Annotated in this window: 9 protein-coding genes; 7 read left to right on the forward strand and 2 right to left on the reverse strand. The window is 56.1% G+C overall.

Features of this window, described 5'->3' with window-relative positions; all coding sequences use genetic code 11:
- Positions 1-20 precede the first annotated feature (20 nt).
- Both HFP08_RS05820 and HFP08_RS05825 read left to right on the forward strand, forming a co-directional pair.
- A complete protein-coding gene (locus tag HFP08_RS05820) occupies positions 21-1,670 on the forward strand; it encodes an MGH1-like glycoside hydrolase domain-containing protein (RefSeq protein ID WP_168119596.1) in 1,650 nt (549 codons plus the stop codon).
- A gap of 81 nt (positions 1,671-1,751) precedes the next feature.
- A complete protein-coding gene (locus HFP08_RS05825) occupies positions 1,752-2,633 on the forward strand; it encodes a glycoside hydrolase family 43 protein (protein ID WP_168119597.1) in 882 nt (293 codons plus the stop codon).
- 74 nt (positions 2,634-2,707) lie between these two features.
- Here the strand turns inward: HFP08_RS05825 and HFP08_RS05830 are convergent, their stop codons facing one another.
- A complete protein-coding gene (locus HFP08_RS05830) occupies positions 2,708-3,778 on the reverse strand; it encodes an amidohydrolase family protein (RefSeq protein WP_168119598.1) in 1,071 nt (356 codons plus the stop codon).
- A gap of 12 nt (positions 3,779-3,790) precedes the next feature.
- Positions 3,791-4,147: a Rieske (2Fe-2S) protein gene (locus HFP08_RS05835; RefSeq protein ID WP_168119599.1), complete on the reverse strand. Its 357-nt coding sequence runs from the start codon at positions 4,145-4,147 to the stop codon at positions 3,791-3,793.
- Between the two features lie 106 nt (positions 4,148-4,253).
- On the opposite strand from HFP08_RS05835, the gene HFP08_RS05840 reads away from it, so the two are divergent.
- The 5 genes from HFP08_RS05840 (at position 4,254) to HFP08_RS05860 (ending at position 12,980) form a co-directional block, all read left to right on the forward strand.
- On the forward strand, positions 4,254-5,078 hold the full coding sequence (locus HFP08_RS05840; RefSeq protein WP_168119600.1) for an AraC family transcriptional regulator: 825 nt from the start codon (positions 4,254-4,256) through the stop codon (positions 5,076-5,078).
- Between the two features lie 244 nt (positions 5,079-5,322).
- Positions 5,323-6,237 carry an ABC transporter permease gene (locus HFP08_RS05845; RefSeq protein WP_240941116.1) on the forward strand — a complete coding sequence of 305 codons (915 nt, stop codon included), beginning with the start codon at positions 5,323-5,325 and terminating at the stop codon, positions 6,235-6,237.
- 12 nt (positions 6,238-6,249) lie between these two features.
- Positions 6,250-7,125, forward strand: a complete 876-nt coding sequence (locus tag HFP08_RS05850; RefSeq protein ID WP_168119601.1) for a carbohydrate ABC transporter permease — start codon at positions 6,250-6,252, stop codon at positions 7,123-7,125.
- Positions 7,126-7,256: 131 nt separating this feature from the next.
- Entirely contained in the window at positions 7,257-8,849 is a 1,593-nt protein-coding gene (locus HFP08_RS05855) for an extracellular solute-binding protein (protein WP_168119602.1), read from the forward strand.
- 126 nt (positions 8,850-8,975) lie between these two features.
- Complete coding sequence (locus HFP08_RS05860) at positions 8,976-12,980, forward strand: glycosyl hydrolase family 28-related protein (protein WP_168119603.1); 4,005 nt, start codon at positions 8,976-8,978, stop codon at positions 12,978-12,980.
- The last annotated feature ends 16 nt before the right edge of the window (positions 12,981-12,996 follow it).

Consider the following 12,996-nt stretch of genomic DNA (forward strand, 5'->3'; position numbering starts at 1 on the left):
CGTAAAAGCAGGTGAAGAAAATGCATAGCGGCTTGATGGAGAAGCTTAGAAGCAAGTCGATCAAAGGAACCTTCGGGGACGCTTCGAAGCCATGGGAGGCCGATGTTATCGCGGAATGGGAACGCTCAGGCGCTTCCTTCTCTGCATCTGGCGGCAAGCTGGAGCATGTGCATGAAGAGGCGATGCGCAAGCTGCTCGAATGCATCGTTCCATCAGGCGGCCGTCCCCAGCCGATACTGCAGGAAGGCGGCGTCTACCTGGGCTGCTGGCTGGAGAGCACAGGAACGATTAACGCGGAGCTGCTGTCGCGCTTCGCGCCGACGGTGGCGGAGTCGACCTTTGAAGCGTTCGCCCTTCATCAGCGCAGCGACGGCTTGCTGCCATACAAGGTGACGGAGCATGGCGGAGCTTACCGGCAAATTCAGCTTGTGACGCCGCTTGCCAGATCGGTATGGAATCATTATCGCTTGAACGGCAAGAACAGAGCCTTCCTGCAGATGATGTATCAGGCGATGGCCAGGTACGACAATTGGATCGCAGCGCATCGCGACACGCGGGGAACCGGCTGCGTCGAAGCGTTCAGCACCTTTGACACGGGACATGATCTCAGCCCGAGATTTTGGCATGCGCCCGATACGCCGCATTTGGATGATGCGGCTAAATGCGATCCCAATTCGCCAATTCTTCCCTTTCTGGCGCCGGATCTGACGGCCAATATCTATTGCCAGAGGCTCTATCTTGCAGTTATCGCGGAAGAGCTCGGGCTGAATGAAACGCATTGGCGCGCGAAAGCAGAGGCATCGCTTGCAAGCCTTCAGCGCTATTGCTTCGACGAAGAGGATTTCTTCTTCTACGACCGCGACCGGCATAACCGCTTCGTGCGCGTGCAATCGGATGTGCTGCTGCGGGTTATGGCTTGCGAGGTGGGAGATCGAGAGCTGTTCGACGAGATGCTGAAGCGGTATCTGCTGAACACAAGAAAGTTTTTCGCCAAATACGGGATGACCTCGCTTTCGATGGATGATCCAAGATTTGATCCATCCTCGGCTTACAACAGTTGGGGAGGCGCGTCCAATTTTCTGAGTTTGATTCGCACGCCGCACGCGTTCGAGCATCATGGAAGATATGTGGAGCTCACATGGGTGCTGCAGCCGATACTCGCCGCAGCGGCCAACATGACGAGGTTCTCGCAAGCGCTTAGTCCATGGACGGGCGAAGAGGGCTTCACCGAGACTTATTCTCCGGCGATTCTATGCGTACTTGACTTTGTAGAACGGTTAAGCGGCATATTGCCGACGTCGGAGGGAGAGCTTTGGTTCACGGGGCTTCGTCCTTATCCAATGGATCACGGAGCGGAGGTTGCCAGAGAAACGGCGTACAGCCGCATCGTTGACGGCAATGCTTATGAGTTCATCAACGCGGAACAGGAATCGGCTATCTATCGGGACGGGAAGGAGTGGCTTCGGTTTCCCGGCGGCATACGCATCATTACCGATCGGAGCGGCGAGCTTCGCGGGATAATCGGCATGTCCGTGCATCCGGTAGCCGGGACGCTCCGCATGGGCGGCGTCGAAATTCCGTTTGCCGTGAAGGGCAACGAGAAGCTCGCCTATTCCCAGGGCGGCTTCATCAGCGAGCGGGACATCGGGATCGTGTATCCGACATATTAATTTCGGCAGCATGGCAAGAGCAGAAGATTAGACGGAATCATAAGCAATCAAGTGTAAAAGGCAGAAAGGGAGGATTGTCACATGAAGCACTTGTCCGACATACAAATTCGCGATCCGTTCGTCCTCCCACTCGAGAGCGAAGGACGTTATTATCTATACGGCAGCACCGATGCGAATATATGGGGCAAGGGAACGGGCTTCGACGCCTATGTCAGCTCGAATCTCCAGCAATGGGAAGGCCCGTTTACGATATTCAGGCCCGGAGAGGATTTCTTCTCCGACACGAATTTCTGGGCGCCGGAGGTGTATCCATACGGCAACGTCTTCATCATGTTCGCAACATTCCGGCGCAAGGACAACGGGTTGCTCGGCACGGCGGTGCTTGCGGCGAACAATCCGCTTGGGCCGTTCGAGCTGCATAGCGACGGGCCTCTCACGCCGGAGAGCTGGAGCTCGCTGGACGGCAGTCTGCATATTGATGGCGAGGGGCAGCCGTGGATGGTGTTCTGCCATGAATGGCAGCAGACAGGCGATGGCGAGGTGTGCGCTGTGCGGCTGAGCGAGGACCTGAAGCGTGCGGAGGGAGAGCCGCTGCTATTGTTCCGGGCATCCGAAGCGCCGTGGACGACTCCCTTTCTGTCCGAGCGATTTCCGGGAAGAAGCAATTATGTCACGGACGGGCCCTATCTGGTTCGAGGAGAAGATGGCGCGTTGCACATGCTATGGGCAAGCTTCATCGACAACAAGTATGCGCTCGGACTCGCGTGTTCCCTGACAGGCCGTGTCGAAGGGCCGTGGGAGCAGGAGCGGGAGCCGCTCTATCGCAGCGACGGAGGCCACGGCATGATCTTCCGCACGTTCGGCGGCGAGTTCCTGCTCGCGATCCACACGCCGAACCGAACGCCGGACGAGAGGCCGATTTTCCTTCCGGTAAAGCAGCGGGACGGGCGGATCATGGTGTGAGAAGTGTTCGTTACTCATATGCAATTATCACGACGCAGTATCCGTTTATTTCGGGTGCTGCGTCGCATTTTTGCTTATAATCGGAACAGCATCCTCGCATTTTCGCTCAAAATTTTCCGTTTTTTATCGATCGGCAATCGGCGCAAAATTTTGGTCGGATCATCGAAGTCCCAGTGCGGATAGTCGCTGGAGAAGAGCAGCATATTCTCCGCATCGAACATTTCGAACATGGCGTCCAGATGCTTCGGATTGTCAGGTTCTTCAATGGGCTGCGTCGTCATGAAAAAATGGTCGCGAACGTATTCGCTCGGCATGCGCTTCAGCCATGGGGCCGAGGCGCGGAGAGCCTTGAAATTTTTGTCCAGACGCCACAGCAGCGGAGGCAGCCATGTCACGCCTCCTTCGCACATGACGACTTTGAAATCCGGGAACTTCTCGAACACGCCCTCGCAGACGAGGCTGACCAGATGGGCCATATAAGTCTGGGGCAGGCAAGTATGCCACTGCAGATAGGTGGCGACGTATCCGACCGCCGTCGGCGGGTTGAATATGCCGCCGCCCTCGGCCCCGGGATGAAGCAGCAAAGGCAGGCTGTGACGCTGGCAAGCCTCATAGATCGAGTGGAAATAGCGGTCGCCGTATGGCATGCGGGATCCTCCAATGACGCTGACTGCAACGATATCCGGGTGCGGCCCGATTCGGTCAATCTCGCGCACGGCTTGTGCCGGATCCTGTGTCGCTATGCACATATAGCCTTTGAATTTCGGACTTGCAGAGAGCCATTCCGCAATGACATAGTCGTTGTACGCACGGCAAATCGCGGCTGCGTAATCGGGATCCGCGAATCCAGAGATGCCAATTACGGAATCCGAGCAGAGCAAGGCATATTCTAAATTGAATGGATCTGCGTAATGCTCCAATACGTATCCGGGATCGGAACCTACAGGGAGGCCGCTGGGCGGATTCGCGTCCTTGCGCTTGTTGCCGATTGGAGAGGCGTAAGGGAGTCCGGCTCCCGGCACGCCGAAGCGCTCGGCTTGACTGCGCCAAGGTTCTTCAAGGTAAGGAATAAGCGCTCTGCCGCTGCTGAACTGATTATGCACATCGCAATCGATAACGGGTAGTGATTTGTTGGTTGAATACATAGCCTTTCCTCCTTATTTTCCTATTGTGATGCTGATTTGTCCGTTCTCGACGCTCACGGGGAAGCTTCTGACTCGTACTTTCTCGCTGAATAAAGATTTGCCGGTCCTCAGATCAAATTCCCAGCCATGCCAAGGACAGCGTAAAATTTCTTGCTCTCTTCCGTAGATGAATTCATATACTTGTGATTCGAGCGTAGTGCCGCATACGATTCCTTTGCATAATTCGGCGCCCTGGTGAGGGCAGTAATTGTTAACGGCATAATAGTCCCCTTTAACATTGTAGAGCCCGATGGATTTCTCTTGAATTTGTATCATTTTGAATGTTCCTTCCGGTATTTCCTCTGTTGACGCAATGGGATAAACAGCCATTTCTAAGCCTCCTGTCTCAATTCTTTTCTTCATTTTAGAGGATTGGGATTATTCTTTCGATTGTAAAATCAAATATTATTTGTATAATTCTAAGATGAAGATGAAGATGAAGATGAAGATGAAGATGAAGATGAGAGGGCGAGGAGCGGGAGAAATGATCGATCTTGTTACAGTATGTTTTGATAATACGGATCCGCAGTGGCACATTGAAGAGAAGGATACGCTGACAGATATTTTAATACTGGTTACTTACGGCGAAGCGATCTATGTTGTGAATGGAGAGACTGTTGAATTAAACAAGGGGGATGTTCTCTATATTTCCAAAGGGGTGAGGAGGGCGGCGATGAATGCGCGGAATAGCGTACACCAGAAATATTCGATTCATTTCTTTGCTGATCGGAAGGAGAGTTACCCGTTCGACGTGGCTAGTCCATACTGCAAGGTTCAAACCCGTCAATTGGATTATTTAAAAATGCGGTTTTCCGCCTTGCAGCAGCATTGGTTCGGACGCAATCCCCATGATGAGCTGATCTGCACCGGAATTGCGTTGGAGTTGCTCGGATATTTTTCAAGAGAATTGGTTGAAGAACGTTTTGCCTCCGTCAAATTGCGACTGATGCAGGAGGTTCAGGATTATATTCGCACTCACTATCGGGAAGCGATACGTATTGAAGAATTATCGCGATATATAGATCGGGCGCCTAATTATATTACACAGACTTTCAAAGCCGTGACCGGGATAACGCCAATCACTTATTTGCATCAGGTGCGCGTCCACGCCGCCTGCGATTTGATCCTTAATACCAGAATGACGATTGGACAAGTGTCGACTCATTTGGGTTACAGCGACCAAGCACATTTTAATCGCGTATTCAAAAAAATCATGGGTTATCCGCCATCCTACATTCAACGCAGCAATCGTCGGTTGTAATCGATTGAAGCAGTGATTTACTTAGTGGCAGGAAAAGAGCCTTCCATGGTCCGATTGCGACTAATGGTAGGCTCTTTTGCATTACGTGTGGATTAACATCTTATCGCCGACCCCGGCGAATCCGTGCGGAGACTGGCGCCGCGCGGATTAAAGAAGTGTCACTGTCCTTGGAATTTCGAAGCGGATACAGTGGAGTCAGGCGGGAATGATCCCGGCCTTGCAATCAGATTAGGGGGGCTTCTAGGTGAGAGACCGAATCGAGGCGCGACTGCAATCCTATGCGAGACATCGATATTTGATTCTCATGTTTCTGCCGGGATTTCTGCTGTTTCTCTTATTCCACTACGTGCCACTCTACGGCATCGTCATCGCGTTCAAGGATTATAAAATTTTGGAGGGTATTATCGGGAGCCCATGGGTCGGGCTCGACCACTTCCGATACCTGTTCGCCGGCGAAGGCTTCACGAACGCTCTTCGCAACACGATTATCATCGCGCTGTTGAAATACGTCTTCGTCTTTCCCGCGCCGATCGTGCTGGCCATTATGTTGAATGAAATCCGGCTCACCTGGTTTCGGAGAATCGTGCAGACGGTCACGTATCTGCCGCATTTCTTTTCCTGGGTCATCCTGGGCGGCATCTTATTTACGTTCCTCGGGCGGGACGGCGGCTTCAATCGCATCCTGGGCTTCTTCGGAGTCGAACCGACGAGCTGGCTCATTGAACCGTCCAGCTTCTACGGTGTCATTGTGACGACGGACATCTGGCAGAGCGTCGGCTGGGGGTCGATCGTCTACTTCGCGGCGCTCGCGGGCATTGATCCTACGCTCTATGAAGCAGCCGTCTCGGACGGGGCCAGTCGTTGGCGGCGCATCTGGCACGTGACGCTGCCGGCGCTCGCGCCGACGATCACGATTATGCTGCTGCTGTCGATCGGCCATTTCTTATCCGTGGGCTTCGACCAGATCTACAACTTGATGACGCCGACGACATCCAGCATCGGGGACATCCTCGATACCTACGTGCTTCGCCGATTGCTGACGATGAACTACGAGGTTGGCGCCGCGGCCGGTTTGTTCAGCTCCACGTTCGGACTGATTCTCGTTATTACAGCCAACCGGCTTGTGAAGCTGTACGACAGAGATCAGGGAATCTGGTAGGGGGGTGATGATGTGTACAAAAAAACATGGACCGAACACACTTTCGACGCGGTCAATTTGCTGCTCTTGCTTCTGCTGGCCCTGCTGACCTTATATCCGTTTCTCTACACGCTCACGATGTCGCTCAGCTCGCCGGTGGATTCGAAGCTTCCGGGCTTGCATTTGCTTCCGCTCGATCCGACTTGGGGCTCGTACGCGAAGGTGCTGGAGCAAGCGGGCATCGGGCGCGCTTTCCTGAATACGATCGTCCGAACGGCGCTCGGCATCGTTCTGGTGCTGGCGTTCACCTCGCTTACGGCGTATCCGCTGTCGAGGAAGAGCTTCCCGCATCGGGCGGGCCTTATGAAGCTGTATGTGTTCAGCATGCTGTTCAGCGGCGGACTTATTCCCATGTACCTGCTCGTGCAGAATTTGGGCTTGCTCAATTCCGTCTGGGCGCTGGTGCTTCCGACCTCGGTAAGTGCGTTCAATATGATCATTATGCGCAATTTCTTCCAATCGATTCCGGAGGAGATCATTGACTCGGCCAAGATCGACGGCGCCGGCGAATGGCGGACCTATCTGTCGATCGTACTGCCGCTCTCTCTGCCCGTTATGGCGGTTGTCGCGCTATGGGCGGGAGTCAGCAACTGGAACGCCTGGTTCGATGCGATGATCTATATCCAGGATATGGACAAACAGGTGCTCCAGCTGTTCGTCAGACGGATCGTCATCGACGGCGAGGATGTCATCGCGTCGCAGACCGAAGTCCTGCATGCGACGACCTATACGAAGGAGACGCTCAAGGCCGCGACGGTCATGGTGGCCACGCTGCCGATTCTGTTCATCTATCCCTTCGTGCAGCGTTTCTTCGTAAAGGGAATCATGCTGGGATCCGTGAAGGGCTGATGCTCGGAGCGAGCGCGACTTGCAGATGACAAGGCGGGCAAGCGAAGGCTAAAGGCAAGCTTAAGTTGGTATTTCGTCGCAAGACTTAATACAATACAAGCATGGAAAAACGAAAATGGGGGATGAAAACGATGGCTAATGGAAAGAAGAAATGGCGGTTCGCGAGCTTCGCGCTCGTACTGGCGCTGTCGCTTGCGCTTAGCGCCTGCAGCGGCAACAACGGCGGCAATGCGAACAACAATAACGGAGAGGCGTCGAAGACGCCGGCAAGCACGAACGATGCTGGCGGGAAGACGGAAGGCGGCGACGAGCCGATCGAGCTGACATGGATGGTAAATCAGGTCGTGTTGCCGGATTCCGAAGGGCAGAAATATCTGGAGGAGAAGTTTAATGTGAAGCTGAATATCATCTCCGTCGCGTACGCCGATTATGTGCAACGGCAGCAGATTATGCTGACGACCGGCGAGGTTCCTGACGTTATGACCGTCATGGATCCGAATCAGCTTTTCAAGTACGCGGATCAGGGACTCCTCGCCGAAGTGCCGATCGAGACGATTGAGCAGTATGCGCCTCGAACGAAAAAGGAGCTTGATGATTTTGCGCCGCAAGGCTGGTATTACACGAACTATAACGGCACGAATTATGGCGTTCCGACGTTCTATGGCGGCAAGTCCACGACACCTGTCACCTGGCGAACGGATCTGCTCGAAAAGGCCGGCGTTACCGAGATTCCTGATACAATCGACGAGATGACGGAAGCGTTCGCGAAGCTGAAGAAGATCGGCGTCTACGGCTTGAGCTCCAACGGCAACTCCTTCTACGCGGCATTCCAGAAAATTTTCGGCGCTTACGGCGTGATGCCGACGCAGTGGATGGAGAAGGACGGCCAGGTCATTAACGGAGCCGTCGCGCCTGAAGCGAAGGAAGCGCTGGCGAAGCTCGCGGAGTGGTATAAAGCAGGCTATATCGATCCGGAATTCGTCACAGGCAAGGACCTTGGTCCGAAATATATCGACGGCGTCTATGCATTCGGCGATAATGCCAGTATCTACGGACTGGACGAATCCGATCCAAACTCCAGCATCTCCGCCCTTAAGAACGCGAACCCGGACGGCAAATTGGAATTCGGTCAGTTTCCTGCCGGACCGAACGGCGATCGCGGCGGCTGGTCTTGGGGGACGGCGGGCAATGCTATGGCATTTGGCAAGCAGCTCGAGAAGGAGCCGGAGAAGCTGCAGCGGGCGCTCGAGATGATCGACGCCTTGATTAACGACGAAGAAACGTTTGTACGGATGTCCTACGGCATACAGGGCACGCATTGGGATTTCGCGAACGGCAAGGATCTGACGGAAGGCATCAAGTTTTTGCCCCCTTACGACGATAATGTGAAGCTGAACGAAGAAGGGCTGGACAAATCCAAGACCTTGTTCGCGGGCAGGCCAAACTCCACAATCTTCTACAAGTATTTTGGCGACAAGTACATGGAGATTAACGAAAAGTATGCGCAATATCCTGTTGCGGATCTGTTCGGCAAGGCGGACATTATGCCGTCCTCCGGCGAATACTGGGGCGACCTGCTGAAGCTGAAGGTCGAGGCGTACGCCAAGATTATTCGCGGAGACGAGCCGATTGAGTATTTCGACAGCTTCGTGAAGCAGTGGAACGAGCTTGGCGGCGCCCAACTGCAGAAGGAAGCGCAGGAGCTCTACGACAGCACGAAGTAGCGGCCTGCGCATCGCTTGAAGGTCAGACAGCGGAGAGAACGGAGGGCGGTATGCCGCCAGTTACGTCTCTCCGCTTTTTTTATGGGACTGAATGAAAGCGTTAACGAAAAGGAGAGGATGAAAATAATGAAGAAGAGACATTTAAGCTTGTGGGTGCTAATAATGACTCTGATTGCGGGGATGATCCCTGCTTATTCCGCCGCCGCGCAGTCCAGCGCATTATACATCGGCGAGGAGTCGGAGACGCAGGGAGATTGGGTCGGCCGCTTCGGCGCCGAAGGGTACGTGCTGCCCTTCTTCACGACGACGCTGACGAGCGGCAGGGATAATCCTCTCGCGGACGACGTCGCGAGTCTGCCGAGTTACATTGATTCGTACACGAGCCATGGCAGCAGCTACTGGGTGAGCGGTCCGGTCGATGAACGGGCGCTTCAGACGCCGGATGGAACCTCCCGCAAGCGTGTGCCTGTGTATAGCGGAACGTCGCTCTATTATACGTTTACGCTGAACGACGAGAATTCCCATCTGTTCTCCATCTATACGACGGACTTCGGCAGCGTCGAGACGGTTGTCGAGAGGTTCGAGATTCAGACTGCGAATGGCGGCAGCACGTTGGCGTCGGTCGACGTCGATACGATAAATAACGGCAAGTACATTACTTTTCTCGTGAAGGGCAGCTTCCGGTTCAAGGCGACCAAGCTGGCCAGCGGCAATGTCAGCACGCTCGGCTTCTTTTTCGACGCACCCGTGCCGACCACGGCGCAGAATCTGTCGGCGGCTCCGGAGCCAGGACGCAAGGTGCAGCTGTCGTGGACGGATGCCGCCGCTACGAAGACAGTCATCCTGCGCAAGGAGCAGAGCGAAGCCGCCTATCAACCAATCGCGATGACGGATGCGGGCGAGAACTCCTATCTCGACGAGAACCTTGTCTCGGGCGGCGTGTACAGCTATCAGCTGCAGAACAAGGTCGGTGCGTTGCTCGCCGCGCCAACCGCTGCGGCGACGGTTCAACTGCCAAGCTATTCGGCGACGAGCCTGTCGTTCACGGACAGCGAGCCGACGCTGGAGGAGCCCGGCCAGACCGTCGCGATGTCCGTGTATTACAGCGATGAAGCGGGAACAGGCATTGGGAACGCGCCGGTGACGTTCACCTTGTCCGGTGAATATGTCGGCGAGTACATCGACGCCAATCTCGGCACGGTGTCGACAGATACGAACGGGTTCGCGGACCTGACGTATACGCCGAGCTTCGCGGGCGATTATACGGTGACCGCATCGACGCCTGCGGACGATGCGGAGTTGCTGAGCGAAGCGAGTGCGACAGCGTCGCTGCTCGTCAAGGATAAGGCGTGGCTCAGCCCGCCGCTGCTGCTCCGCGCTTCGGATGCGGTGAAGCCGGGCATGCTGTTCCAGGTGAGCGGCCATGCGATGATCGCAAGTGACGTGGAAGAGGTGAAGGCGGTCGTCGAGCCGCTGGCGACCGCAGGGTCTGCGCCCGGCGGCAGCGCGGTCGAGCTGGAGATCGTGCAGCGGGATCAGGACCGAGGGCAATTCCTGCAGCTGCTGTTCCCTGATTCGCTAAGCGCGGGAGCTTACCGGCTGTGGGTGAGCAATGCGCACGGCTGGAGCGCGCCGATTACGCTGAACGCCCCGAGGCCTCTGTTCATCTCCGAATACGAGGTTTATAACGGGCTGTCCATCGCCCTGTCCGGCAGAAACCTGATGGCAGGGGAATTCGATGCTGCAGGAGAGTCGAAGGTGAGGCTCAAGAACGTCGGGGGTGTATCCTACCCTGTCGAGATTACAGAGCTGACGCCGTACTCGCTTCGCTTCCTGGTGGAGAATGTGCCGCTGGGCGACTACAATGTCGAGGTCAGCAATGACGGCGGCTTTGGCTGGCAAGGCCTGCAGAGCGCACAGACCTTGACGGTCGTGCCGCAAGGGGAGGATCCGCTCGGTCTCGGCGTGGCCTGGGCATCGGATTTCCAATGGGAGGATCAATTCGAAGTCACGGATTACGGCGCGGTCGCGGGCGACGGGATGGACGACACGGCGGCTATCGCCGCTGCCGTCAGCGCGGCGAAGCAGGCAGGCGGCGGCGTCGTTCATCTCCCGGCAGGCGAATTCCAAGCGAGCGTGGTCCAATTGCCGAGCGGCATCGTGCTGATGGGCGAAGGGCCGGAGAATACGCTGCTCTATCATACGGGCGGCAGCGCCAACTTTATTCAGGCAACAGGCGACGGCAAGACCGAAGGCCATACAGGCATCGCCCGAATCGGTCTTCGGGCGGCGGATGACGAGATGTATCCCGACGCGTTCATCTGGCTCGGACAGGATTGGGGCTCTGCGGTCAGCGACTCGTCTCTCCGGACGGCAAGCGAGATCTTCGTTACTCAGGTCAGTCTTGATTATCCCGTGCTTGATCCCGCGGCGACGGGCAGCGGCAGTGGGCGGGGGCAAGGCATGATCGCAATCGGCGATGAGCGCTTCCTGTTCAAGGACAACCGAATGGCGGGCTGGGATGCGCAATATACGCGCGTATATATGAACGAATATGCAGAGTCCACGGGCAATTACATCGAGTACGCGACGGATCAGATGCCGATTACGGCGGCGTATACCTTCATTACGGACAACGAATTCGTCATTCGCGGCGAAGCGGATGTGCAGGTCCACGGCATCGGAATCAAGGATCACAGCCACGTCGAGAACAACATCGTGCGTACGACCGGCGCCGACCAGAAGGTTACGTTTAACAATGACGGGGAGTCGATCTTCGCGGAGATGCCCGGTGCGTACTTTGCGACGGGCAACGTGCTTGGGGCCACGGCGAATTCGATTGTGCTGGCGCCGGCGGCGCCGGTTGCCAATCCGAGTCCGGGGCTTCGAAGCGGCAAGCTGTCGATCATGATCATCGACGGCACCGGGATGGGGCAATACCGAGAGGTGACGCATGTGTCGGATACGGAATATACCTTGATCGAGTCGTGGGACGTCGTGCCGGACAGCACGAGCAAATTCTCCCTGATCGCGCCGAACGACAATGTGACGATCTACCGCAACGAAATCATCGACGGGCAGCGAGGCATCTGGCTGTACGGCAACGTCGTCGACGCGGTCGTCGCGGACAACCGTCTGTCGCAGACCGACGGCATCTATGTCTATTCATCCGGGGTCGTGGGCACGAATCGCTACACGCCGACGTACTTCGTGAACGTGAAGGGCAACCAACTGATCGGCACACCGGGCGAGGCGAACGCTTCCGGCATCATCGCAGTGTCGCAGCGCAGCGGCGTGGAAGGGAAGTACTACGCCACCGGCGTCTATGGTATCGAGATTAGGGACAATTACCTGTATGGCAGCAAGACGCCCGTCTCCACGGTACGGCATCAGAAGATCTCGGGTCTGGTCTCCTCGGCGGCTACTTTGTCGAGCGACGGCAACCCGACGTTCACCTCGGAGGATCGCGACAACTTGAACGTCATCTTCGAGAACAATCGCCTTGAGCATATGCTGGACGGCATGACGCTGACGGACGGTTTGTACGCGCATAGCGTCAAGGGCAATACGTATGACGACGTGGACGAGGAGATCTATGAGAAGAACGGCTCAGGCACGTCAGACGCGCTTGTGCTGACGGATGCCTATCGGGATGAACGTCCGCCATTCTGGCCGGCGTTCAGCGAGCTGTCCGCTGAGCTGACGGACGAAGAAACGGCGGAGCTAAGTTGGAATCCGGCGGATGATTCGACGGGCGTCGCAGGCTACCGCGTGACGATCAACGGCGAGGAAGCGGCTGTGCTGGCAGCGGAGACGTTAAGCTACACCGCTGAGGAGCTGTTGCCGGGAACGGCGTATACATTCGAGGTCACGGCGCTCGACGCGGCAGGAGGCGAGAGCTATACGAAGCTTGAAGCGACGCTGGAGACGGATCCTGTGCCCGGCCAGGCCGGGTACGAGCGCGGCGGACGGTGGCATGGTCGTGGTTCAGGCGGAGGTTACGGTCACGAGGGCGAACAGGGCGATGGTAATGGAAATGGTCCAGGCAGCGGCAGAGGCCATGGCGGCGGTAACGGCAATGGTCATGACGGAGGAAGCAGCCAATCCGGCCACGGGCCTGGCTTGAATTAATGTCAATTGAAGCGTA

Source organism: Paenibacillus sp. HB172176, from assembly GCF_011947265.1.
In the GTDB taxonomy this organism is placed as follows: domain Bacteria; phylum Bacillota; class Bacilli; order Paenibacillales; family Paenibacillaceae; genus Pristimantibacillus.

Bases quoted from the DNA above. Each gene is read 5' to 3' on its own strand.
- HFP08_RS05825 (WP_168119597.1), top strand. From the start codon at position 1,752: ATGAAGCACTTGTCCGACATACAAATTCGCGATCCGTTCGTCCTCCCA.
- HFP08_RS05835 (WP_168119599.1), bottom strand. From the start codon at position 4,147: ATGGCTGTTTATCCCATTGCGTCAACAGAGGAAATACCGGAAGGAACA.
- HFP08_RS05820 (WP_168119596.1), top strand. From the start codon at position 21: ATGCATAGCGGCTTGATGGAGAAGCTTAGAAGCAAGTCGATCAAAGGA.
- HFP08_RS05840 (WP_168119600.1), top strand. From the start codon at position 4,254: ATGAAGATGAAGATGAAGATGAAGATGAGAGGGCGAGGAGCGGGAGAA.
- HFP08_RS05860 (WP_168119603.1), top strand. From the start codon at position 8,976: ATGAAGAAGAGACATTTAAGCTTGTGGGTGCTAATAATGACTCTGATT.
- HFP08_RS05855 (WP_168119602.1), top strand. From the start codon at position 7,257: ATGGCTAATGGAAAGAAGAAATGGCGGTTCGCGAGCTTCGCGCTCGTA.
- HFP08_RS05830 (WP_168119598.1), bottom strand. From the start codon at position 3,778: ATGTATTCAACCAACAAATCACTACCCGTTATCGATTGCGATGTGCAT.